The organism is Reichenbachiella versicolor (genome assembly GCF_003171675.1).
Classification (GTDB): Bacteria; Bacteroidota; Bacteroidia; order Cytophagales; family Cyclobacteriaceae; genus Reichenbachiella; species Reichenbachiella versicolor.
Window position 1 is genome coordinate 77,637 of record NZ_QFZQ01000008.1, and the last position, 22,051, is coordinate 99,687.

A 22,051-nucleotide genomic window follows, 5' to 3' on the forward strand; every position below is an offset into this window, starting at 1 on the left:
GCATACTTGTTACTTAATAGTTTCCGAACCTTTGATAAGATGAAGTGTAGCCTAATAAATCTTACCTGACCATACTCTTCTCGCTCACAGTATCTAAATCATAATATGCCCATAGGCGATGTGCGTCTTAAAGATTAAATTGCGCCCGCAAACACATCGATCGTGTAGCAAATAATTAATAGTAGAAGTAATAAAAAGAAAGAACCAATGGAATACAGAATCGAAAAAGACACCATGGGCGAGGTACAAGTACCCGCTGATAAGTACTGGGGCGCACAAACTCAGAGATCTAAAATGAACTTCAAAATAGGTGGCGAGTCAATGAAGATGCCTATTGAGATCATTAGAGCTTTTGCGATTTTGAAAAAATCTGCCGCTGAGACCAACGCTGCCCTTGGTGTGATGGATGAAGAAAAAAGCAAGTTGATTGGACAAGTATGTGATGAAATCCTAGAAGGTAAGCTTGATGATCAGTTTCCATTGGTAGTATGGCAAACGGGATCAGGTACACAGTCTAATATGAACTGTAACGAAGTCATCGCCAACAGAGCCCATGTGATCAATGGTGGTACTTTGACCGATGCTAAGAAATTCATCCACCCAAATGATGATGTCAACAAATCTCAGTCATCAAATGATACTTTCCCTACAGCGATGCACATCGCAGGCTACAAGATGTTGATAGACGTTACTATTCCTAAGGTGACTAAACTAAGAGATACCTTGGCGGCCAAAGCTGAAGCATTCAGTGATGTAGTGAAAATAGGTAGAACTCACTTCATGGACGCTACACCACTTACACTAGGTCATGAGTTTTCAGGATATGTAGCTCAATTAGACTTTGGCTTGAAGGCATTGAAAAACACCTTAGCTCACCTTTCAGAGTTGGCGCTAGGCGGTACTGCTGTCGGAACAGGCTTGAATACTCCAGAAGGATATTCTGAACTTGTAGCTGAGAAAATCGCAGGTCATGCTGAACTTCCATTCGTGACAGCAGCCAACAAATTCGAAGCATTGGCAGCACACGATGCGATAGTAGAGTCTCATGGAGCATTGAAGCAATTAGCAGTTAGCTTAATGAAAATTGGAAATGATATCAGAATGCTATCTTCTGGACCTAGAAGTGGTATTGGTGAAATCAAGATTCCAGAAAACGAACCAGGTTCATCTATTATGCCAGGTAAAGTAAACCCTACTCAGTGTGAAGCTTTGACAATGGTAGCAGCTCAAGTTATCGGAAACGATGTAGCAGTATCTGCTGGTGGTATGACGGGTCACTTCGAGCTAAATGTCTTCAAGCCAATGATGGTTTACAACTTGCTTAACTCGGCAAGATTAATCGGAGATGCTTGTGAATCATTCAATGACAACTGTGCGGTAGGAATCGAGCCAAATCACCCAGTGATAGAAGAGAAGCTAGAAAAGTCATTGATGCTAGTAACTGCACTCAATACCCACATCGGATATGAAAATGCAGCTGCAATTGCTAAAAAAGCACACAAAGAAGGAACGACATTGAGAGAAGCAGCTCTTGCATTGGAGCTATTGACCAATGAGCAGTTTGACGAATGGGTAGTTCCAGCTGACATGGTAGGAAGCCTTAAGAAATAGGACTAATTAGAATCTGAGAAAGAGTAACATTACCGTTCGAGAGGTTTTTTAAAGACAAGAAACCCTCGAACGGTTTTTGTATATACGCTCTATATCAATAGGTTGTGAAGTGTGATTATACCCAAAGTAATATTAACAAAAATTGAAAAAGTACTATTATTGTCAATTAATAGCTATATTCGAATCACGTTTCAGTTAAAGTGTTACTTTAAGTAGAATAAAATATCCCAATGTTATGAGACATATTATAAGTGTTTTTTCAATTTTGATGGCTTTGACATTTGCTTTCAATGCATCTGCTCAAATGTCAAAGAGTGAGCAGAAGGAGTGGAAAAAACGAATCAAATCGTTGACTCCTCAGCAATACAAAGCTTTGTTGGAAGAAAACAAGTCTTTGAAAGGTCAACTTAGCAGCCTTAAAAAGGATGCGGCAGGATTTGATACTAAGTTGAAAGAAAAAGACGATCAGATCTCTGATTACCAAGATCAAATCTCTAGTATGAGAAGTGAATTGGCAGCAGCGAAAAGAAAAGCAGCAGCAGGTGGAAGCGAAGGTGGAAGCATTGCAAGATCTTCAGGCCCTATCAAAGGAATCGTTTTCAAAGTTCAGATCGGAGCATTCAAACAAAAAGACTTAAAAGAATTTGCTAAGAACAACCCATCTTTTGAAGTAGACGATGATAATGGTACATTGAGATACACAGTAGGTCTTTTCAGAGATTACTGGGAAGCTGATACTTTCAAGAAATATTTGAGAGAAATGGGTGTCAAAGGTGCATGGATCGTAGCATACAAAGACGGTAAAAGAGTACCTATTAAGGATGTCTTAGAAGGTGTTATCTAAGTCAACATTCTAAAAGAAATTTGAATCCTCGGCCATAGGTCGGGGATTTTTTTTGTCTATACACTAATTAGAATAATGCTATCTTTGCACACTAATTCAAGGAAATGATTCATTATAAGACAAAGGACGAGATAGAATTGATGCGCCAAAGTGCTCAACTGGTTTCTAAAACCTTGGGCATGCTAGCGAAAGAAGTAAAACCCGGTGTCACTCCGCTTTATCTAGACTCACTTGCAGAGTCTTTCATTAGAGATAATGGAGGTGTGCCAGGTTTCCTTGGTCTGTACGATTTTCCCAATACCCTATGCATGTCTCTTAATGAGCAGGTCGTTCATGGTATACCTAATGATACCCCACTGGAGAGCGGAGATGTGATTAGTATCGATTGTGGCGTTTTGATGAATGGCTTCTATGGTGATCATGCTTATACTTTTGAAGTAGGAGAGGTAGCTCCTGAAACCAAGCGCTTATTAGAAGTTACCAAAGAGTGCTTAGATCTTGGAATCAAGCAAGTGAAGAAGGGGAATAGAATTGGTGACATTAGTTTTGCTATACAGCAATATGCTGAGAGAAACGGCTACGGTGTAGTGAGAGAGTTGGTTGGTCATGGATTAGGTCGAGAGATGCATGAGAGCCCTGAGGTTCCTAATTTTGGAAAGAGAGGTAGAGGGCCGGCTCTGAAAGATGGTCTAGTCATCGCTATAGAGCCGATGATTAATCTGGGAACAAAGAATGTTCGTCAGCTGTCAGATGGCTGGACGATCATTACGGCTGACAAAAAGCCGTCTGCTCACTTTGAACATGATGTGGCAGTAGTGGATGGAAAGGCAGAAGTATTATCTACCTTTACATATATAGAAGAGGCACTAGAAAGTGTAAAAAGTTAAAAATATGTCTCGAGCAGATCATACAATTAAATAAATGCTTTGTTCGTTAGTTTACTAAATTCTACCTATTTTTTCACCCTAAATTCGCTTGAACTAATTCATTATGGAAAGTACGTACCAATTCTGGTCAACCTACGGTTTCACTGGTGCACTTGCATTAGTAGTAATATCAGCTTCGATCTATATCCTTTATTCTTTGATTACTGTTCTAATCGGTAACAGATCTAAGAAGTACAACTTTATCCTTAAAAACGAAGTCATGATTATGATGACTGCTTCTATAGGTTTCGCATTGGCGATTGGTATAGTGGTAAGTGTTTTACTTCTCAATGAAAGAGATTTCACACACATCTTTGTTTTTAGTTTAAAAACAGGAATGGCAGCAGCAGCAGGCTTGACTGTTGGATTTGCTGCCAGAGCATATTTGAAAGTGTATTATCCTTTTATTTTGGATAGAAAGCTATCAGATATCCGATTCAAACCTAGGAAGCACCCTCACACAGGAAACTTGATGAGACTTCTTAATGAGGAAGAGGAAGACAAGTACTTGACTGAAGAAATGATTCGTCAGGAGGATGAGTTCAAATTTGACTTTGACGTATGGTTGGATGAAGTGACTGACAAAACCATCATCGAAACTTATAAAGGAACAGCCGATAGAGAATGTCCTAGATGTCATTTTAAAATTTTAAAACTGACCAGTGAAGAGATAGATACGGTTACTAAGAAAGAAATCAAGCATTTCCATTGTTCGTACTGTGGTCACAGAGAACGAGAGGAAGTAGAGAAGTAATCACAATTGAAAGAAAAAAATCCTAGTTTGTTAAAGACTAGGATTTTTTTTGCTCTATGGATTAGTGTTTACTCTTTTCTCTATCCATTTTACTTGATGAATTCAATCTTTTTGTATTTGAAAGGAAGTAATAAAAGGTACTTTGGTTTAGTAGATCTTTTTTACCCGAATGCTTAGGTATACTTATTGGGTTAATTAAAAATCTAACGACTTTAGAATCTTTATGAAATGACTAAATATTTATTATTGCATCAATGTTGCATTTTTTAGACAGCTCATTTCTAGAGACTAGTACATGCTTCACTATTGAGGATTTTTTCAAGAGTAAATAATGATAGAAAATAACAAAACAGATGTCATTGTAGTCGGGGCAGGAGCAGCTGGATTAGGTGTTTCAGTCATATTAAGTAAGTTAGGATTAGATTTCATAGTTCTAGAAAAAGATGAAGTCGGTGCTTCGTTTAAAAAATGGCCAAAGGAAACTAAATTCATTTCTCCTTCCTTTACAGGTAATTTCTTTAAAATGGCAGATTTAAATGCCATTACTCCTGATACTTCTCCTGCCTTATCTCTAATGACAGAGCACCCTACTGGAGAGGAATATGCTTCTTACCTTGAAGGACTTTCTGCATATCACAAATTACCTGTTTATACAGGCGTAGAAGTCAAAGAAATACAGAAAGACGGAAGATTATTTACACTAGATACAAGTCTCGGAAGCTACGAATGTAAATTCTTAATATGGGCAGCTGGAGAGTATCAATACCCCAAAAGAAAAAGTTTTCAGGGTAGTGGCCTAAGTACGCATTATTCAGAAGTTCCTTCATTTTCTGAATTGGACGGAGATGAACACATTGTAATAGGCGCTTATGAGTCTGGATTTGACGCTGCGTGTAATCTTATTAATCAGGGGAAGAAAGTGATTCTTTTGGATGATTCAAACTATTTGGAGCATGTAGAAAGTGATTCTAGTTATTGTCTTTCACCATTCACTAGAGATAGGATTAATAGCGTAATAGATCAATTAGATTATCATTCACAAACAAAAGTTGAGAGTGTTGAATTTATAGACAATAAATATCTAGTCAAGACTAAGAATGGCAAAGAGTTCGAGACTAGTCAAAAGCCCATTAACTGTACAGGCTTCGCTAGTAGTCTGAAACTTGTCCAAGATCTTTTTATTTTCAACAAACAAGGATATCCTCTATTAACTGAATTGGATGAAGCTACTAGAACAAAAAACTTGTTTCTGGTAGGCCCTCAAGTGAAGCATGATAATGCTCTGTTTTGCTTCATATACAAGTACCGACAGAGGTTTGCTATAGTAGCTGAGACAATTGCTAAGAGAAAGCGCGTTAAACGAAAACTCCTTAAAACGGTGCTTAAGGATTATAAGGAGCTCAATTTCTATCTAGATGATTTATCCTGTTGTGATGGAGAATGTGTTTGCTAGAAGTTTGATATTGACTGATTGATCTAATACAAACATTTTTTAAGTATTCTTTTATAAATGCATGTCTTCTGATAAAGACAATGCCTAATAAGTTATGAAACCATATCTGGAATCTCTTTTAATGATTGCTGCAATAGTAGCAGGCTCTTTAGTTGGCCTTTTCACATCGTTTCAAAGCTCTTGGACAGACTATTTCATTCTTGCAATGTTGTTTTTCCTGTTTTACAATATTTCGTTGGATAAGTTATTCAAGCAGATAAAGAACAAGAGATATCTTTTGACTGCCTTATTATCAAACTTTGTGGCAATACCGACTATAGCTTTTTTACTAGCGTCAATGTTTGTGTCGAATGAAAGTGCAATTTTTATTGGTTTGATTATCTACATGGTCGCTCCATGTACTGATTGGTATTTAGGGTTTACAAAACTAGCTGGCGGAGATGTAGAGTTAAATTCAGCCTTGTTGCCATTCAATTTACTATTGCAAATTCTTCTTTTACCAGTCTATCTTTATGCGGGTACATCGAATTCATTTAGTATCCCTTTCGATGCATTTTTTGAAGTAATGGTTTATTGGGTGCTTTTACCATTTGTTATTGCGCAAATGGTACGCTTGCTTGTTAATAAACTTAAACCGTTTCTTTTTGAGAAGAGCGTTTCTTTATCTGAGAGATTAACCTTTATCGCTATAGTTCTGTTGATTTTTTCTATTTTCAATTCAAATGTTGAATCCCTGATAGAGAATGCTTTCGTTCTTCCTAAAATGTTTGCAGCTATATTGAGCTTCTTTATTCTAACCTTCTTTCTAGCCAGATTCATCTCAAGAGCTTCTTCTTTTTCAAAAAAGGAAGAGGTGAGCCTGACGATGACAACAGCAGCGAGAAATGCTCCGCTAATGTTGGCCGTAAGCTTAATATTTTTTCCAGACGAACCACTCATTCATCTAGTTTTAGTAGTTGGTATGTTAGTAGAATTCCCTCACCTCATTACCATAACGTACTTCCTAAAGAAGAAAGTTTATAAAAGAGGTCTTTCAGTTTCTACATAGATTCATTTTTAGTTGAAATGATATGATTACGTCTAGTATAAGATCGGTTACATAAAAAATAAGCCTCGCCAAAATTAATTGACGAGGCTTAGCGTACCCGGAAGGATTCGAACCCTCAACCCTCAGAGCCGAAATCTGATATTCTATCCAGTTGAACTACGGGTACTGTTGTTTGATAGTTGCTAGTCCATAGTCAGTAGACCTATTCTCTAAACTATGGACTATCATTTGCCAACTTAAATCAATTCTTTCACTTTCGCAGCAGCATCTTTCAATAATACTGCAGAGTACACTTTCAATCCTGATTCGTCGATGATCTTAGCTCCTTCTTCAGCATTAGTACCTTGTAGTCTTACAATGATAGGAATATTGATCTCTCCGATGTTTTTATATGCCTCTACTACACCGTTAGCAACTCTGTCACATCTTACGATTCCTCCAAAGATGTTAATCAAAATTGCCTTAACGTTAGGATCTTTCATAATGATACGGAAACCAGCCTCTACAGTCTGAGCGTTAGCAGACCCTCCTACATCAAGGAAGTTAGCAGGCTCTCCACCAGATAACTTGATAATGTCCATAGTAGCCATAGCGAGTCCAGCACCATTTACCATACACCCTACATTTCCATCTAGTTTCACATAATTAAGACCAGACTGTCCAGCTTCTACTTCTGCAGGATCTTCTTCTGAGAGATCTCTAAGCTCATGAAGATCTTTGTGTCTGAAGAGTGCATTGTCATCTAGATCTACTTTAGCATCTACTGCTAAAATTTTGTTATCAGAAGTTTTCAATACAGGATTGATTTCGAACATAGATGAATCGGTACCCACGTAAGCTTTGTAAAGAGCAAAGATGAACTTCACCATTTCTTTGAAAGCCTGACCTTCTAGACCAAGAGCGAAGGCCACTTTTCTTGCTTGAAATCCTTGCAGACCAACTGAAGGGTCTATCCATTCTTTGATGATTTTTTCAGGAGTTTCTTCAGCAACAGTTTCGATGTCCATACCCCCTTCAGTAGACGCCATTATTACATTGCATCCTTTAGCTCTGTCCAGAAGGATACTCATGTAGTATTCTTTTGGATCGCTTTCACCTGGATAATAAACATCCTGTGCAATCAATACTTTGTTGACTAATTTACCTTCTGGGCCTGTTTGGTGAGTTACAAGTGTACCACCTAAAATATCTTTAGCTTTTTGAGGAACTTCATCAAGACTTTTTGCTAAAACTACACCATTAGATCCAGTTTCATTGATTTTACCTTTTCCTCGACCACCAGCGTGGATCTGAGCTTTGACCACGTACCATTCAGTACCTGTACTTTCATTGAGCTCCTTAGCAGCTACCAATGCCTCGTCTGGTGTATCTGCAACAATTCCTTCTTGGATCGTTACTCCGTATCCTTTCAGGATCTCTTTGGATTGATATTCGTGAATGTTCATCTTACTTCTATATATATTTTGGTGCGAATCTAAATTAACCCCTGCGCTTTATCAAGTTGACGAATTTTTTACTTCTACCTAGTCAGGAAAATTGTCTGTTTATTAATGCGTATTTCAATATCTTTCAGCATTATCCTTAGTTCAGCACCTTGAGAGAAAAATTTCTAGAACACCAGATCTTCCGTACCGCACTAGTCTGCATGATGTTGACGATGGCTTATGTTGCCTTCTACAGATTGTTTGCTTTGCATCAGTACTTGGTATTCGTGTTTTACATTATTGGTTGTATTACGACCTTTATTTTCTGGTTAAGAGTTCGAAATGGCAAGGACCCGTCTAAATACGTAAACCTTTGGCTGGTCATACTAATGATCTATTCGATATTTTCTTGGTTTAAAACTGGAGGTATTGAAGGAGGAGGATTAGGATATTTTACTGGAGTTTTATTATCAGTAATTATCATTAAGAAAGAATGGAGGGTTAAACTGGTAAACTTTGCATTAATTCTTCAGTGGATACTTATCCTTTTGGATAATTACGCTCACGAATTACCAATTTGGGGAGAAAATGACAAGGAAGTATATGACTACATGATCGTATCTTTCATCATTTTATTAATAGTTACCCGTCTTAAAAATAATTTCGATTCTCAGCAGGAGAGTGCGATACAGTTTCAGGATGGTCTTAGAAAGATGTACGATCTTCAGGCTATTAGACATTTGCCACTGAGTAGTTTAATTGAACAGTACTTATTGCTAGGCTGTGAGATTCTAAAACTTGAAAATGGCTTCGTTGCAAGAGTTGACGAGAACGACGAATTGGAGGTTATTGGTTTTCTAAAAGTGAGGTCATTTTCAAAGTCAGGTGATCTGAAGTTTTTACGAGAAAAAATACTAGAGACGGTAGGTCAAGATAAGCTTACGTTGATAGAACCAATCAAAAAAAGAGGATTGTACCCCGCAAAAAATAAGGGTGTTTTTTATGCTGGTCTGCCTTTAGTAATTAATGATGAAACTTTCGGTGTGATTGGATTTTATGATGAATCCACCCAAAAACGTTCTCTTAATTCTTTTGAACAAGAGTTGTTCGAATTGATGCAAGGAAACCTTGAAAGTTTACTTGACATAAAATACTTGACAGAAAGTCGTGAAGAGGTAGATAGAGCCTTGACGCTTAGTGAAGAACGTTTCAAAAGTATATATGATTATGCCGACATCGGTATTTGCTTGACGGACTTAACAAATAGAGTTTTAATGGCTAACCATGCATTATTAAAGATGCACGGATTCAAAGAAGAGGATATAATAGGTCAGAGTATAGAAAAATTCTCTCCATTGGATGAAAACGAGGAAGAGTCCACACAGCTCGATTTCCTCATTCGGAAAAGTATAGACAGCTACTATATTGAAAAGAAAAACTTAACTAATTCTGGGAATCATATATTCGCAGGAGTCACCGTATCTGCGATTAAAGGTGAAAATGAAGAATTGAAATACTTGGTTAGAATTGTGAATGATATCACTAACAGAAAGCAAAGTGAAGAAAAGATTAATGCCCTAAATTCTAAGCTTGAAGAGCAGGTCAAAGAACTAGAGACAGCTAACATAGAATTGGAGTCATTTAGCTATTCTATTTCTCATGATTTAAGAGCCCCTTTAAGAGCAATTCAAGGTTATTCCAGAATGATTAAAGATTCCCATAGTGAGAATTTGGGTGATGAAGGGAATAGGCTTCTCGATGTGATATCGAAAAATAGTTCGAAGATGTCTCGGCAGATTGAAGATTTATTGGAAATTTCAAGAGTTAGCAGAAAAGCTATTCGACTAAGTCCAGTTGAAGTAGACGAAATAATAAAATGTGTGATACAAGAATATGCTTTAAATCCTGATCATATAAAATATGAAGATATGCCTGTGATATTCGCTGAAAAAACACTGATCAAACAAGTTTTTGCTAATTTATTAGGTAATGCTGCTAAATTTTCAGCGAATGAACCTCATCCTTTAATTGAGATTCAATGTAAGAAAGAGGTAGATCAATATGAATTTATGATTATTGATAATGGAGTAGGCTTTGATATGCGTAGGTACGATAAACTCTTTAGTGTTTTTCAAAGACTTCACAGAGAGGAGGATTTTGAAGGTACCGGAGTTGGGTTAGCTATTGTCCAAAAAGTTATATTGAAACATAAAGGAAAAATTTGGGCAGAAAGCGAATTAGGAGTAGGAACTACATTCCATTTTACGATTCCACGGCCATAAATTGTAGGTATTATTCAACTTGATTAATTTTCTAAATATTCTAAATCTTAAAATAAGTATTGGAACACACTAAGCTTAATATTCTAATCTTAGAAGACTCTGTTGAAGATGCCGAAATGGCAATTTATGAAATCAACAAGGCAGGTTTTGATAACGACTATATCAGAGTGGATACTTTGGATGAGTTCAAAGAAAAGCTTTTTGATTTTCTCCCACACTTAATTATTTCAGATTATAATCTTCCGGACTGCACAGCCATAGATGCTTTTCAGTTAATAGGAGAGATTGATATTCCTTTTATAATAGTGTCAGGCACGGTTGGGGAGAAGAATGCTGTTGAAGCCTTGAAAATGGGAGTTACGGACATCGTGTCCAAGGATAGTTTATCTATGCTTCCGCTGGTCATTGAACGCGCGATGAACGAAAAAAAGATCAATCGCGAAAAGAAATCAGCTGAACATGAGCTTATTCTAAATAAGGAAAGGTTAGAGCTTGCTCTAGAAGGTACGGATATGGGAGTTTGGGATTTAGATTTCATGTCTAATACTATAGTCTATAATAATAAAAGCCTTTCAATACTTGGCTTATCAGAGGAGGATGCCATTTTGGACTTTAAGTACTTTCAAGAAAAAAGTGAAACAATAGATGAAGATGTGGTCAAAGCTATGCAGGATGTGATTGAAGAACGCGCTCCTAATTTTGATCATGAATTTCCTATTCATCGTCATGGTGATACTAGTAAGAGATGGGTATTGGCTAGAGGAAAAATTACAAGATACTCATTAGATAAGCGTCCATTGAGAGCTTCAGGGACGGTAATAGATATTACTTCTAGAAAACTGTCTGAAGAGAAGCTTAAAAAAAATCAAGCGATTCTTGAGAACGCTGAGGCAGTGGCAAGACTAGGAAGTTTCGAATGGAATTCTAGACAATCATCAATGATGTTTTCGGAGGAATTTAGAAACATTTTCGAAATCAAAGAGCATCACAGTCTGACTGAGATATACATGGAAAGGGTGCATCCTCAGGATCAACCCTATGTAAAAGAGACACTTCTTTCAAAAAAGAAATTCTATGATATAGAACATAGACTGCTCTTCGATGAAGATAGAGTGAAAATTGTCAGAAATTCAGGTTACATCACTACAGATAAACAAGGTAAGGTAACCACAATTATGGGTGTAGTTCAGGATATTACTGAGCAAAGAGAGATTACTCGCTCTATATATAATGCCCAGCAAGAAGAACGCGCTAGAATGGGTAGAGATATACATGATGGTATAGGTCAGATGTTGGTCGCTGCTAAATTTAAACTTTCCTGCATAGATATTGACAAGCCTGTTTTAGCTAATGCTAAGGATGAAGTGGAGGAGTTACTGGCGACTACGCTTGAAGAGGTTAGAAGAGTATCTAGAAATCTGGCTAACCGACATTTGGAAGATTTTGGATTGAAGAAAACTCTAGAGTACTTTATAGAAGAGACTCGAGCAATAGGAGACTTTCACTTGGATTCATATATTGATTTACCAGATGAATATGATTTGGAACTGTCGACTACGATATATAGAATTGCTCAAGAAGCGCTTAATAACGTAATTAAATACGCCAAGGCCACCAACGTTTCTATTAGTGTAGAAACAACTCGCGACAACATCATTCTAGAAGTAAAGGATGATGGGATAGGTTTCGACACTGAAACTAAGTGGAATGGTATAAAGAATATGAAAGAAAGGACATCTTTGCAAAACGGGCATTTTGAGATTGATTCTGTCCCAGATAAAGGTACCTTAGTAAAATCTTGGTTTCCACTTAATAACTGATCTATGTCGAAAATTAATATCCTAGTAGTAGATGATCATTCTCTTGTAAGAGAAGGTATAATCACGATGCTATCCATCTATGATGAGTTCAATATCATAGGTGATGCTGAGAGTGGTGAAGAAGCATTAAAAAAAGTAGATGATAATCTGCCAGACGTAGTACTAATGGATATCAATATGCCAGGTCTAAATGGTATTGAGACTGCAAAGAAGCTAATTGCTGATTATCCAGATATCAAAGTAATTATGCTATCCATGGACGTGACTCAAGATCATATTTCAGAAGCCATCAAAGCTGGGGTAGCGGGTTATCTTGCCAAGGATACTAAAAAGGAACTTCTCGCTGAAGGAATCAAAAAAGTAATGCAAGGCGAGCAATATTTCGGAGAGAAAGTATCTCAGGTCATTTTTAAAGGATTTTACAAGCAAAGCAAGGGAGAGAGAGCTGCAAGTGAAAATAAAGATCTTAGTAAAAGAGAAATTGAAGTACTTCGTCAGATCGCAACAGGTTTATCAAATAGAGAAATAGCTGATAAACTTTTTATTAGTATTCGCACCGTTGATGCTCATAGAAACCATATCATGCAAAAACTCAATTTGAAAAGCACAGCTCAACTAGTAAAATATGCCATTAAAGAGAAAATAATCGAGTTGGATTGATCAGGTATGATCTAAAATATAGGTAATTCCTTTATAGTCATAAAAATTTCTCTTAGAGAGGTCAAAGACATCACCTAATACGCTTACGTTATTCAAATGTTAAGCGTATTTTTTTTGCCTTATTCCCTACACCGTTTTTAAAAAAACTATGATTTCAGTCAATTGAGGCAGGTTTTTGTTAGTTTTTTTCGTAAAAAACTTTTTACGAAAATCCTCTATTTCAGAGCCCTCTCAACTGTTCTACTTTTGAATTGTGATTAATTAAATGATTTACTCACAACTAAAGCAAACAAGTCATGAACGGATATTTTATCAGACCATCGAGAGTGACACCATCTATATACTTCGATCCAAAAAAAGGGATCTTTGATATGAGGGGTAAATCGAATCCTGAGAATCCAAATGCATTTTATGACTATGTTTTGAAAAGCTTGGATGCATATGCTGAACTAGATGGGGACAGTACGATGACTACCAACTTGGCTTTCGAGTATTATAATACTAGTTCTTCTAAGTACTTATACATGTTCATGCAAAAATTAGCGATGATAGATGGAATGGGTAAAAAAGTAACAGTTAATTGGTTCTTTGAACAAGGAGACGAAGATATGAGAGAAGCTGGTGAAGAGTTGGAAGGATTCTTTGACATGAGATTCAACATTAAAGAAGTTTCGAAAATTAACGCAGTAAAGGCTACTCAGATAGCAGCTGCATAAAGATACGGGATAATACAGGTGGATAAAGAGTCGTTGCAATGCGATGGCTCTTTTTTAAATCATCTCTTTATCAAAAGATACGGGATAATACAGGTGGATTAAAGGGTCGTTGCAATGCGATGGCCCTTTTTTAAATCACTTACATTATCAAAGATACGGGATAATACAGGTGGATAAAGAGTCACTGCAACGGTGGTGGCTCTTTTTAAGTTCAGTACATATTATCAAAGAAATTAAAGACAGGGATAATACAGGTGGATTAAAGGGTTGCTGGAAACGGTAGCTCTTTTTTTTGCATTTTTTTCCACTCTTCTTAAAAACAGCAAAGTGAATAGTTATAACTTCTATATTTGCTGACATGCTGCAAGCCTATAATATTCATAAGTCCTATAGCGATTTAAATGTATTGAAAGGTATTGACCTTTCTGTAAGCAAAAACGAGGTCATATCTATTGTTGGGGCCTCAGGAGCTGGTAAAAGTACTTTGCTCCAAATTTTAGGGACTTTGGATAAACCAGATATTGGTGACATTACTATCAATAACCAATCTATTAATGGTATGAAACCTAATCAATTAGCTGCTTTTAGAAATAAGCAAATTGGTTTCGTTTTTCAATTCCACAATTTGCTTCCAGAGTTTTCTTTAGAAGAAAATATCTTAATACCGTCCTATATAGGAGGTAATTCAGGTAAAAAAGTCAGTGACTATGCTGATCAACTTATGCGAATGTTGGGCGTGTATGATAGAAGAACGCACAAACCATCACAATTATCAGGAGGGGAACAGCAACGTGCTGCTGTAGCAAGGGCTCTAATAAATAAACCAAGTATAATTTTTGCGGATGAGCCTAGTGGAAATTTAGATTCGGTAAATGCTAATCACTTGCACTCAATATTTTTTGAACTACAAAAACAATTGGGACAGACTTTTGTGATTGTTACACATAATAAAGAGCTGGCTGACATGACAGATAGAAAAATAGTCATGGCAGATGGTAAAATCTCAGAATAATGATTGGGTCCAAGGGAATTTGGTATATGCTAATTGCAGCATTTACCTTTTCACTTATGAAAGTGAGTGTCAAGCTAGTATCTCATTTACCAGCGGTGGAAGTTGTATTTTTCAGATCTTTGGTTTCACTGGTTCTGAGCTTGTTTTTTCTTTTTAGAAGTAAAGTTCATGTCTTCGGAAATAATAAGAAGTTGCTTCTGATGAGAGGGGTATGTGGGGCATTGGCTCTTACGATGTATTTTTCTTTGATTCAACAGATTCCTTTAGCTGCAGCTGCGAGCATGCAATATCTTTCGCCAATTTTTACTGCTGTACTGGGTGTTTTTATAGTAAAGGAGAAAGTTTCTTGGAAGCAATATATATTTTTCGGAGTTTCCTTTATAGGTGTACTACTTATTCAAGGAGTAGACGCTAGAGTTAGCCTTATTCATTTACTTATAGGCGTTACTTCGGCAGTATTTACAGGATTAGCCTACAATTTAGTTCGTAAGTTAAAAACCACAGAACACCCTTTGGTTATCATACTTTACTTCCCGATGGTAACTATGCCTTTTGCAGGTATCTATTGTCTTTTTAACTGGGTACAACCACAGGGTTTGGATTGGCTTGTGCTTTTTATGGTAGGTACTCTGACTCAGATAGCTCAATATTTTCTAACTCGTTCTTATCAATTGGAGGAAGTTTCCAACGTGTCCATTGTTAATTATACTGGAATGCTCTATGCAGTTGTGTTTGGTTTATTGGTTTTTGGAGAATCATATTCATGGTTGAGCTATACTGGAATGGGTTTAATTGTAACAGGAGTCTTATTAAATATTCTTTACAAGAATCGATTAAAAGTATAAACGTCTAATCAAAATAAAATTTTGTATTAACATCGTTTGGACATATAATTCAACTTTTTATTATAAAATCTTAGAATAATTTTTTTAAGATTAGTTTTGTAAACGTTTGAAGTACGGTTACTGTTTGCTTTTAAAAGGTTCGTTGCTTTTATTGACGGCTTTAACAATGGGATGGCTAACTCAGCTTTTAGATGATGATAAGACAATGTAATGTCATCTAAATCAGAGTGGAATGAAGTTTTTTTTAACTGTTTTCCTGACCTTAATGTCTGTAGTGTTTTTAAACTCTTGTAATGAAGAAGAGGTTGAGACAATTCAGGAAATTGATATGGAGTTGGAGGATTACGTTAAGAAATTCTTTAGCGCAGCTAGAAAACATGGAGCTGAACAAAGAATCGATCGTTCTTATACGATCAAATTCGGGGATATAGATGGAATTCGTGCTGCGGTAGCCAATAGATCAAAAGGGACAATTATTGTTAATTCTAGGTATAAGTCCTATCCAAGAACTTTGGAGTATATAATAATGCATGAGTGCGGTCACTTTTTCTTAGAATTAGACCATGGTGAAGGACTAATCATGCAAGAGGTGATAGAGGTATCAAATATTACGGCCTATTTTGATAATCAGGCTTCTTATATAAGTGAGATGTTTGAAATAGCAGATCGTTAGTCTAATCTAATTCATATAATGTTAGATGTTGAGATAAGCCACTGTTAATTGAAGAGATATAGTTCATTGCCTTTATTTTCTAGTTAGGTAGAGGGGTGCTATTTCCTAGTGGTGTTATAGTATACCTTCGACTATTTTTTCAATAGACATTCCTTCCGCTTCTGCTTTGAAATTTCTAACAATTCTATGTCTTAAAACTGGTTCAGCAATGGCTTTAACGTCTTCTATATCAGGAGAGTACTTTCCGTTGAATAGTGCGTTACATTTAGCTCCTTTTATAAGAAATTGAGAAGCTCTAGGTCCAGCTCCCCACTCCAAATATTGTTTGGTGATGTTAGTAGCCCTTTCTGAAGATGGACGAGTTTTGTGTACGAGCTCTACAGCATATTCGACTACATTGTCAGCTACCGGTACTTTGCTAATCAATTGTTGGTAAGCTTGTATCTGTTTTCCATCCAATACAGGTTTAACATCGCTTACAGATGCACCTACTTCGTTTTTGACAATATTTACTTCAGTTTCATATGAAGGGTAGTCCAACTGAATCATAAACATGAATCTATCTAACTGAGCTTCTGGTAGCGGATAAGTACCCTCTTGTTCGATAGGATTTTGTGTCGCTAATACAAAGAATGGTTTATCCAATTTCCAATGTTTACCAGCAACAGTTACAGAATATTCCTGCATAGATTCAAGCAGTGCAGCTTGTGTTTTAGGCGGTGTACGATTGATCTCATCAGCAAGGATAATATTCGAGAATATTGGTCCTTTGATGAATTTGAAGTTTCGTTCTTTATCAAGTGTTTCAGCTCCTACTATATCAGAAGGCATCAAATCAGGTGTAAACTGAATACGGTTGAAGTCTAGATCAAGAGCTGCTGATAACGTACGGATTAGAAGTGTTTTAGCTAGACCAGGCACACCTACTAAAAGTGCATGACCTTCACAGAAAATAGAATTTAAAAGTAGCCGGACAACATCTTCTTGTCCTACGATGACTTTTGAAATCTCTTTTGTAAGGTCCGTATAAGCTTTATGTAAGCTATCGGCCGCTACTACATCATTTGAAAATTCACTCATAGAATTATTCTTCCATTATTTTACAATACTTATAGTTATCGTCTATCTCGATGTAGACATCACCTCTAGCCTCTTGAAACCAATCAGACATAATATTGTTTCGCTTATTAGCCAAAGTTGCCGTTTTTAATTTTTGATAGTCTTGCTGAAGGTTAGCTTGATGTGGAGGTATTTTCTCTTTGAAATATATTATTCTAGCAGCAGGACTACCATCTCCTAATCTAAAATCGATAGGTTTAGTGATATTTCCTACTGTCATAGTGTCAATTGTAAAAAATAATGTAGGGTCAAGGGTTTCAACAGAAACTTTATTGGATCCGCTAGCATCGCTGAAAAAACCACCGTTTCCACTGGTTTGCTGATCATCTGAATATTCTTTTGCAGCGTATTCAAAGTTTAAGCTATCATTTACAATTTTAGTTCTTAGACTATCAAGGTAATCTTTACTGTCCTGAACGTCCTGTAGAGTAGGAGATGGAATCAATAAAATGTGTCGTGCATGAAAAGTATTACCTCTTCGTTCTATTAATTGTATAAGATGAAAACCAAAATCTGATTCGATCGGGTCTGAAATTTCACCTGGTTCAAGGGCTAATGCAGCTGCTTCAAATTCAGGTACTAGTTGGCCTCTTTTCTGAAAACCTAAGTCACCACCTTTAGGTCTGGATCCAGGATCCATTGAATATTTTTGGGCTAGTACACCGAAATCTATACCTGCTTCAATGTCTTTTTTGAACCCATATAATTGCTCTCTGATTTCTTGTTTTCTAGAATCACTTACACTAGGCTCTACTACTATTTGACCTATGGTTACCTCGGTTGAGAAATAGGGTAAGCTATCTTTTGGTATAGCGTAGAAGAATTGTTGTACTTCAGCTGGAGAAGTCTCCACTGACTGCCCAATTTCACCTTGCATCCTTTGAACTACCATTTGTTCGTGAATTTGGTCAAACAGTTCTTCTCTGAATTCAGCGACTGTTTTTCCATAAATCTCCTCAAGCTTTTCTTCAGAACCAATCTGTTGAATGAAGTAAGACATTCTTTGATCAAGGTTAGCTTCCACCTGTTCTGCTGGTACGACGACTGAATCTATCTCTGCTTTTGCCACCATAAGTTTACTGATAACAAGGTTTTCGAGCATTTTACACTTTGCATCTCCACGAACTATTTCACCTCTGGAGAGCATTTCTAAATAACCTCTTTCTAATTCAGACTTAAGAATGATGTAGTCATCTACCTTGGCTACTACCTTTTCCAATACCATTCCATCACTTTGAGCAAATGCCAATGAGCTTGTCAAAGTGAAGAATACCCCTAATATTACCTTATTTAAAGACTTCAAAATCATTATTCTGCTTAGCACTTGCCAGGATGTCCTGCTCGAGCTGTTTTCTTAGTTCTACCTTTTTCTTATTTATCAGAATGCTCTCAATATCGTCTCGGATGTATTCGAGTGGAGAAATTTGATTAGAAATTTTATAATCCAATAATCTGATGAAATAAAAATTCTCATCATCTTTAGTTTCTATATAGCTATTGCTTTTGAGGTATTGGACCTTATCTTCTATTTCAGTAATAGGAGTATTGTTGATCACTTCATCAAATTCAATCCACAAGTTTGACTCTAGAGATGATTTAGTTGCAAATCTATAGCAATACGACTGTATTTCTTCCAACTCTCCGTTAGGATATGATTTGATAAGCTTTCTGAAGTTATCTATTTGAGGTGCTTCCTTTGGAACAACTGTAAATAAGCACTTAACAATGTTTTGTCTGAGTACAAAATTTTCAAATTTTTCATTGTAGTACTTCGTTATTTCCTCATCGCTAATATTTTTATTGAGGTGTTGATTGACATAATATTTCTCATACTCATGCACCATGAGAGCATATCTATAATCTAAAACTTTTCGCTCAATGTTTGCCTCGTCAAACTCAAGCTCTTGAGTTGCTCGGTTAATCGTAAGTTGCTTTTTGATCCATTGTTCCATGAATTTCTTCATGATTAGTGAACTGTCTTTGGATGAAGATCCAACTGGAACTATACCTACTATATCATCTTCATATAAATAGGTATTGCCTACTCTTGCAACTTTTACTCGTTCAATTTTCTTCGTATCACTGGATGGCTTATACAAATTTCTCAATTGCTCGCAGGACGCGGTCAGTAAGACTAAAGCAGGCAGTGTAATAAATAATTTATTCAAACTCAGACGTGTATTTTTTTAATGCAGATTTTGAGACTTTTATGGGGTACTTCTTCCTTAATTCATCTAGCCACAATTGTTCTAGTTCAGATTGATAATCAGAAATTACCAATCCTCTGGTCTCCTTAAGTTCTTTGTATCCTTTTTTCTTAATTTCTGAAATAGACCAAAGCGTAGTATACTCTGTGTGTTTTTCAATATGTATTCCTTCTTTCCAATTTTTATCTATAAAAGTGTTATCACCTTTCATGACTTTTTCATTAGAAACTTGTAGTGATAGTGATTTTTCTTTGTTGTATATTGAATCTAGCTGCTGATTAGTCATATGTAGGTTATCAATGATTGATTCAATTATAGAAGTATCTGTTAATACAAATTTCCTGACCAGAGCATGTTCTCCAAGAATGTATTTTTCTTTATTGGATTCATAGAATTTCTTTAACCCAGTAGTATCCTCAATTGCTTTATTCCACACTTTTTTCTCCATGAGGTTAAAGAGTAAAATACCGCTGCGATATTCATCAAGGATCATTTTATATTCTTGGTTATTGACAGTGATATCTTCTTTTTCAAAGTCAAATATTACTTTTTCTTCATACTGATCAAAAAGCTGTTGAAGGTATTCTTCTCGAGTGGTAGTCTTTCTTGGCTTTTGTTTTGCGACCACAAAAGCCCAAAAATCAGAGATTGGGAATTTTTTCTTCCCTATTGTTATTAGAGATTTTTCAGATAAATCATTTTTAGAAATTTCCCATTGTCCAGTTAGTAAAGTAGAGTCCACAGCTGAGAAAGCTTGATTCTTTAGGATAGTGTCAAGTATGTATTCATGCTCTTTTTTCAGTCTTTTGATTGCAGTTTCTTTCTTAATTTTAGAACGTCCATCTCTTGAGATTCGCTTTTCTATTGTGGATTTCTGTTCTTCTAATGATGAAATAGACTTTTTATCTAAAAGTTTAATAATATGCCATCCAAATTGAGTTTTAACGGGTTTAGAGATTTCTCCTTTTTTAAGAGAAAAGGCTGCATCTTCGAACTCGGGCACTAGGTTTCCTGTACCAAACCATCTGAGCTTACCTCCAACTTTAGCAGTATTCTGGTCGTCAGAATAAAGTGCACATTGTTCATCCCAATCTTTTCCGGACATTAGATTTTGGTAAATGGATTCTGCTTTTTCTTTAGCTTTTAATTGAGCAGTTTCATCACCTTGATATCTAATCATTATATGTGCAGTAAGCGCTTGACCTCTAGCTGGTCGCTTATCCTCCACTCGTAAAATATGATATCCAAATCTGGTAGTAAAAGGACCTACTATTGATCCAACTTGGTTAGAGTAAGCCGCATTTTCAAATGGGTAAACCATTTGCAACGCTGAGAAATAACCTAAATACCCGTTATTTTTTAATGCACTCTTGTCATCAGAATACTGTTTTGCCAATTTGCCAAAATCTTCACCAGCTTCAATTCTTTTCTTAATATCTAGAAGTCTATCGTAAATTTCAAGAGTATCCTCTGGTGTTGCGTTAGGTTTATTCTTGAGTAAAATATGAGATCCTGAAACTTCCCACAGCATTCTTTCATAAGTTTCTTTAACCTGTTCGTTGTTGATTTTTGAGGTCAGTAGATACGGCTCAATGAGTTGTTCTTTGTATCCGTTCAATTCTTTAATAAATCCCTCTTCTTGATCCATTTTAAGGCTTCGCGCCTCTTTGACTTTAAGTCTGAAATCAATATATAGTTTTAAGTAATCATTAACCTTTTGAGAGGCTGAATCAGAACTTGGTCTTTCTGAGTTTTTTAGAAAATAGTATTCAAATTCAGCTAAGTCATGTTTATCGTTACCAATGTTGAATAGAGTGACTTTGGATTTGTCCTTAATAGCTGGTTTTGCGAAGGAGTGAGTGAAAAGGGTGGTTAGTAATAATAAAAGGAGGGTACGATTCATTTTTTCTTGTCAATGTTCTTGGTCATACAACATACATTTCGAGACTTCTCACACTTGAATTCTACCTGATCCATTATTTTTTTAACAAGCATTATACCAAGTCCTCCTCGACGTTTGCTCATAACGATATCATCGATAGCTGGCTCTTTATAGTGTGTATAGTCGAAGGCTTCTCCATGGTCTACAATTTCAAATTTAATCTTATCACCTTCATCCTGTACGTAAACTTCTAAGTTTTCATTAGGATTATCTTTATTAGAGTGGATCATCAAATTTGCACAGACCTCGTCTACAGCTAGAACTACTTTGTTTGATTCCTTTTCAGAGAGACCTATATCATTAAGCACTTCAGTCAAAAAATGACGAATGTCTTTGAGTTTCTCTCTTTTACACGATGTTTTGAACTGATGTGTCATTTTAATTCTGCCAGCGCTTCCTCCTTCGATGGTTGAATATTCATCAATAGATTTAATCCCAAGATTTCAAAAACATCTATGACCTTTTCAGACATATTAAAAAGTACCATTTGGATTTCTTCATTTTCAAGATCTTGTAATATAGACATGAATACACCTAAGCCTGCTGAAGAGATATATTCTAATTCTGACATATCTATCAGAATTTTTTTACTCTGTTGCATTGCTTCTTTCAAAGCAGTTTCTAAATAAATGGATGATGAAGCATCTATCTCTCCATGGACAGAGAGTTCATATACTCCTTCATCAGCTATCGAATGTGTATCAATCGTTACCAT

Annotated in this window: 20 protein-coding genes and 1 tRNA gene; 13 read left to right on the forward strand and 8 right to left on the reverse strand. The window is 36.2% G+C overall.

Features of this window, described 5'->3' with window-relative positions; translation table 11 throughout:
* Positions 1-207 precede the first annotated feature (207 nt).
* The 6 genes from fumC to DKG80_RS16445 all read left to right on the forward strand — a co-directional run bounded on the left by fumC (position 208) and on the right by DKG80_RS16445 (position 6,636).
* Positions 208-1,611 (forward strand): class II fumarate hydratase, encoded by a 1,404-nt coding sequence (gene fumC, locus DKG80_RS16420; RefSeq protein ID WP_109832460.1) that lies wholly within the window; start codon positions 208-210, stop codon positions 1,609-1,611.
* A 235-nt stretch (positions 1,612-1,846) separates the two neighbouring features.
* Complete coding sequence (locus DKG80_RS16425) at positions 1,847-2,455, forward strand: SPOR domain-containing protein (protein ID WP_245907026.1); 609 nt, start codon at positions 1,847-1,849, stop codon at positions 2,453-2,455.
* A 104-nt stretch (positions 2,456-2,559) separates the two neighbouring features.
* Positions 2,560-3,342, forward strand: a complete 783-nt coding sequence (map, locus tag DKG80_RS16430; protein ID WP_109832462.1) for a type I methionyl aminopeptidase — start codon at positions 2,560-2,562, stop codon at positions 3,340-3,342.
* Between the two features lie 103 nt (positions 3,343-3,445).
* The gene (locus DKG80_RS16435) at positions 3,446-4,135 is read left to right on the forward strand and encodes a hypothetical protein (protein WP_109832463.1); all 690 of its coding nucleotides are present in this window, start codon (positions 3,446-3,448) and stop codon (positions 4,133-4,135) included.
* A gap of 331 nt (positions 4,136-4,466) precedes the next feature.
* Positions 4,467-5,588, forward strand: a complete 1,122-nt coding sequence (locus tag DKG80_RS16440; protein WP_109832464.1) for an NAD(P)/FAD-dependent oxidoreductase — start codon at positions 4,467-4,469, stop codon at positions 5,586-5,588.
* A gap of 94 nt (positions 5,589-5,682) precedes the next feature.
* A complete protein-coding gene (locus tag DKG80_RS16445; protein WP_109832465.1) occupies positions 5,683-6,636 on the forward strand; it encodes an arsenic resistance protein in 954 nt (317 codons plus the stop codon).
* Between the two features lie 92 nt (positions 6,637-6,728).
* On the opposite strand, the gene DKG80_RS16450 is transcribed toward DKG80_RS16445, so the two are convergent.
* Together DKG80_RS16450 and sucC are read right to left on the reverse strand one after the other, a co-directional pair.
* A tRNA-Arg gene (locus DKG80_RS16450) sits at positions 6,729-6,802 on the reverse strand.
* A gap of 70 nt (positions 6,803-6,872) precedes the next feature.
* Positions 6,873-8,081, reverse strand: coding sequence for an ADP-forming succinate--CoA ligase subunit beta (gene sucC, locus DKG80_RS16455; RefSeq protein WP_109832466.1), 1,209 nt, complete (start codon positions 8,079-8,081; stop codon positions 6,873-6,875).
* 149 nt (positions 8,082-8,230) lie between these two features.
* On the opposite strand from sucC, the gene DKG80_RS16460 reads away from it, so the two are divergent.
* The 7 genes from DKG80_RS16460 (at position 8,231) to DKG80_RS16490 (ending at position 16,068) form a co-directional block, all read left to right on the forward strand.
* On the forward strand, positions 8,231-10,342 hold the full coding sequence (locus DKG80_RS16460; RefSeq protein WP_162555930.1) for a sensor histidine kinase: 2,112 nt from the start codon (positions 8,231-8,233) through the stop codon (positions 10,340-10,342).
* A gap of 59 nt (positions 10,343-10,401) precedes the next feature.
* A complete protein-coding gene (locus DKG80_RS16465; RefSeq protein ID WP_109832468.1) occupies positions 10,402-12,162 on the forward strand; it encodes a hybrid sensor histidine kinase/response regulator in 1,761 nt (586 codons plus the stop codon).
* Between the two features lie 3 nt (positions 12,163-12,165).
* On the forward strand, positions 12,166-12,822 hold the full coding sequence (locus DKG80_RS16470) for a response regulator transcription factor (RefSeq protein ID WP_109832469.1): 657 nt from the start codon (positions 12,166-12,168) through the stop codon (positions 12,820-12,822).
* A gap of 296 nt (positions 12,823-13,118) precedes the next feature.
* Positions 13,119-13,538, forward strand: coding sequence for a DUF1987 domain-containing protein (locus tag DKG80_RS16475; RefSeq protein WP_109832470.1), 420 nt, complete (start codon positions 13,119-13,121; stop codon positions 13,536-13,538).
* 358 nt (positions 13,539-13,896) lie between these two features.
* The gene (locus DKG80_RS16480) at positions 13,897-14,550 is read left to right on the forward strand and encodes an ABC transporter ATP-binding protein (protein WP_109832471.1); all 654 of its coding nucleotides are present in this window, start codon (positions 13,897-13,899) and stop codon (positions 14,548-14,550) included.
* Positions 14,550-15,395, forward strand: a complete 846-nt coding sequence (locus DKG80_RS16485; protein WP_245907027.1) for a DMT family transporter — start codon at positions 14,550-14,552, stop codon at positions 15,393-15,395. The genes DKG80_RS16480 and DKG80_RS16485 overlap by 1 nt, the downstream gene beginning before the upstream one ends.
* 232 nt (positions 15,396-15,627) lie before the next feature.
* Positions 15,628-16,068 (forward strand): hypothetical protein, encoded by a 441-nt coding sequence (locus tag DKG80_RS16490; RefSeq protein WP_162555931.1) that lies wholly within the window; start codon positions 15,628-15,630, stop codon positions 16,066-16,068.
* A gap of 114 nt (positions 16,069-16,182) precedes the next feature.
* Here DKG80_RS16490 and DKG80_RS16495 read toward each other — a convergent pair whose 3' ends face one another.
* The 6 genes from DKG80_RS16495 to DKG80_RS16520 are packed head-to-tail and all read right to left on the reverse strand — an operon-like array spanning position 16,183 to position 22,051.
* The gene (locus DKG80_RS16495; RefSeq protein ID WP_109832473.1) at positions 16,183-17,148 is read right to left on the reverse strand and encodes an AAA family ATPase; all 966 of its coding nucleotides are present in this window, start codon (positions 17,146-17,148) and stop codon (positions 16,183-16,185) included.
* Positions 17,149-17,152: 4 nt separating this feature from the next.
* Positions 17,153-18,496 (reverse strand): peptidylprolyl isomerase, encoded by a 1,344-nt coding sequence (locus DKG80_RS16500; protein WP_109832474.1) that lies wholly within the window; start codon positions 18,494-18,496, stop codon positions 17,153-17,155.
* A complete protein-coding gene (locus DKG80_RS16505; protein WP_162555932.1) occupies positions 18,474-19,355 on the reverse strand; it encodes a peptidyl-prolyl cis-trans isomerase in 882 nt (293 codons plus the stop codon). Before DKG80_RS16505 ends, DKG80_RS16500 begins: the two co-directional genes overlap by 23 nt.
* Positions 19,348-21,297: a peptidylprolyl isomerase gene (locus DKG80_RS16510; RefSeq protein WP_109832476.1), complete on the reverse strand. Its 1,950-nt coding sequence runs from the start codon at positions 21,295-21,297 to the stop codon at positions 19,348-19,350. Before DKG80_RS16510 ends, DKG80_RS16505 begins: the two co-directional genes overlap by 8 nt.
* The gene (locus DKG80_RS16515) at positions 21,294-21,713 is read right to left on the reverse strand and encodes an ATP-binding protein (protein WP_109832477.1); all 420 of its coding nucleotides are present in this window, start codon (positions 21,711-21,713) and stop codon (positions 21,294-21,296) included. Before DKG80_RS16515 ends, DKG80_RS16510 begins: the two co-directional genes overlap by 4 nt.
* A complete protein-coding gene (locus DKG80_RS16520) occupies positions 21,710-22,051 on the reverse strand; it encodes an STAS domain-containing protein (protein WP_109832478.1) in 342 nt (113 codons plus the stop codon). The genes DKG80_RS16515 and DKG80_RS16520 overlap by 4 nt, the downstream gene beginning before the upstream one ends.

Excerpts from the sequence above, each read along its gene's own strand:
- fumC (WP_109832460.1), top strand. The coding sequence starts at position 208 with ATGGAATACAGAATCGAAAAAGACACCATGGGCGAGGTACAAGTACCC.
- DKG80_RS16425 (WP_245907026.1), top strand. The coding sequence starts at position 1,847 with ATGAGACATATTATAAGTGTTTTTTCAATTTTGATGGCTTTGACATTT.
- map (WP_109832462.1), top strand. The coding sequence starts at position 2,560 with ATGATTCATTATAAGACAAAGGACGAGATAGAATTGATGCGCCAAAGT.
- DKG80_RS16435 (WP_109832463.1), top strand. The coding sequence starts at position 3,446 with ATGGAAAGTACGTACCAATTCTGGTCAACCTACGGTTTCACTGGTGCA.
- DKG80_RS16440 (WP_109832464.1), top strand. The coding sequence starts at position 4,467 with ATGATAGAAAATAACAAAACAGATGTCATTGTAGTCGGGGCAGGAGCA.
- DKG80_RS16445 (WP_109832465.1), top strand. The coding sequence starts at position 5,683 with ATGAAACCATATCTGGAATCTCTTTTAATGATTGCTGCAATAGTAGCA.
- sucC (WP_109832466.1), bottom strand. The coding sequence starts at position 8,081 with ATGAACATTCACGAATATCAATCCAAAGAGATCCTGAAAGGATACGGA.
- DKG80_RS16470 (WP_109832469.1), top strand. The coding sequence starts at position 12,166 with ATGTCGAAAATTAATATCCTAGTAGTAGATGATCATTCTCTTGTAAGA.
- DKG80_RS16475 (WP_109832470.1), top strand. The coding sequence starts at position 13,119 with ATGAACGGATATTTTATCAGACCATCGAGAGTGACACCATCTATATAC.
- DKG80_RS16480 (WP_109832471.1), top strand. The coding sequence starts at position 13,897 with ATGCTGCAAGCCTATAATATTCATAAGTCCTATAGCGATTTAAATGTA.
- DKG80_RS16485 (WP_245907027.1), top strand. The coding sequence starts at position 14,550 with ATGATTGGGTCCAAGGGAATTTGGTATATGCTAATTGCAGCATTTACC.
- DKG80_RS16490 (WP_162555931.1), top strand. The coding sequence starts at position 15,628 with ATGAAGTTTTTTTTAACTGTTTTCCTGACCTTAATGTCTGTAGTGTTT.
- DKG80_RS16495 (WP_109832473.1), bottom strand. The coding sequence starts at position 17,148 with ATGAGTGAATTTTCAAATGATGTAGTAGCGGCCGATAGCTTACATAAA.
- DKG80_RS16500 (WP_109832474.1), bottom strand. The coding sequence starts at position 18,496 with ATGATTTTGAAGTCTTTAAATAAGGTAATATTAGGGGTATTCTTCACT.
- DKG80_RS16510 (WP_109832476.1), bottom strand. The coding sequence starts at position 21,297 with ATGAATCGTACCCTCCTTTTATTATTACTAACCACCCTTTTCACTCAC.
- DKG80_RS16515 (WP_109832477.1), bottom strand. The coding sequence starts at position 21,713 with ATGACACATCAGTTCAAAACATCGTGTAAAAGAGAGAAACTCAAAGAC.
- DKG80_RS16520 (WP_109832478.1), bottom strand. The coding sequence starts at position 22,051 with ATGGTAACGATTGATACACATTCGATAGCTGATGAAGGAGTATATGAA.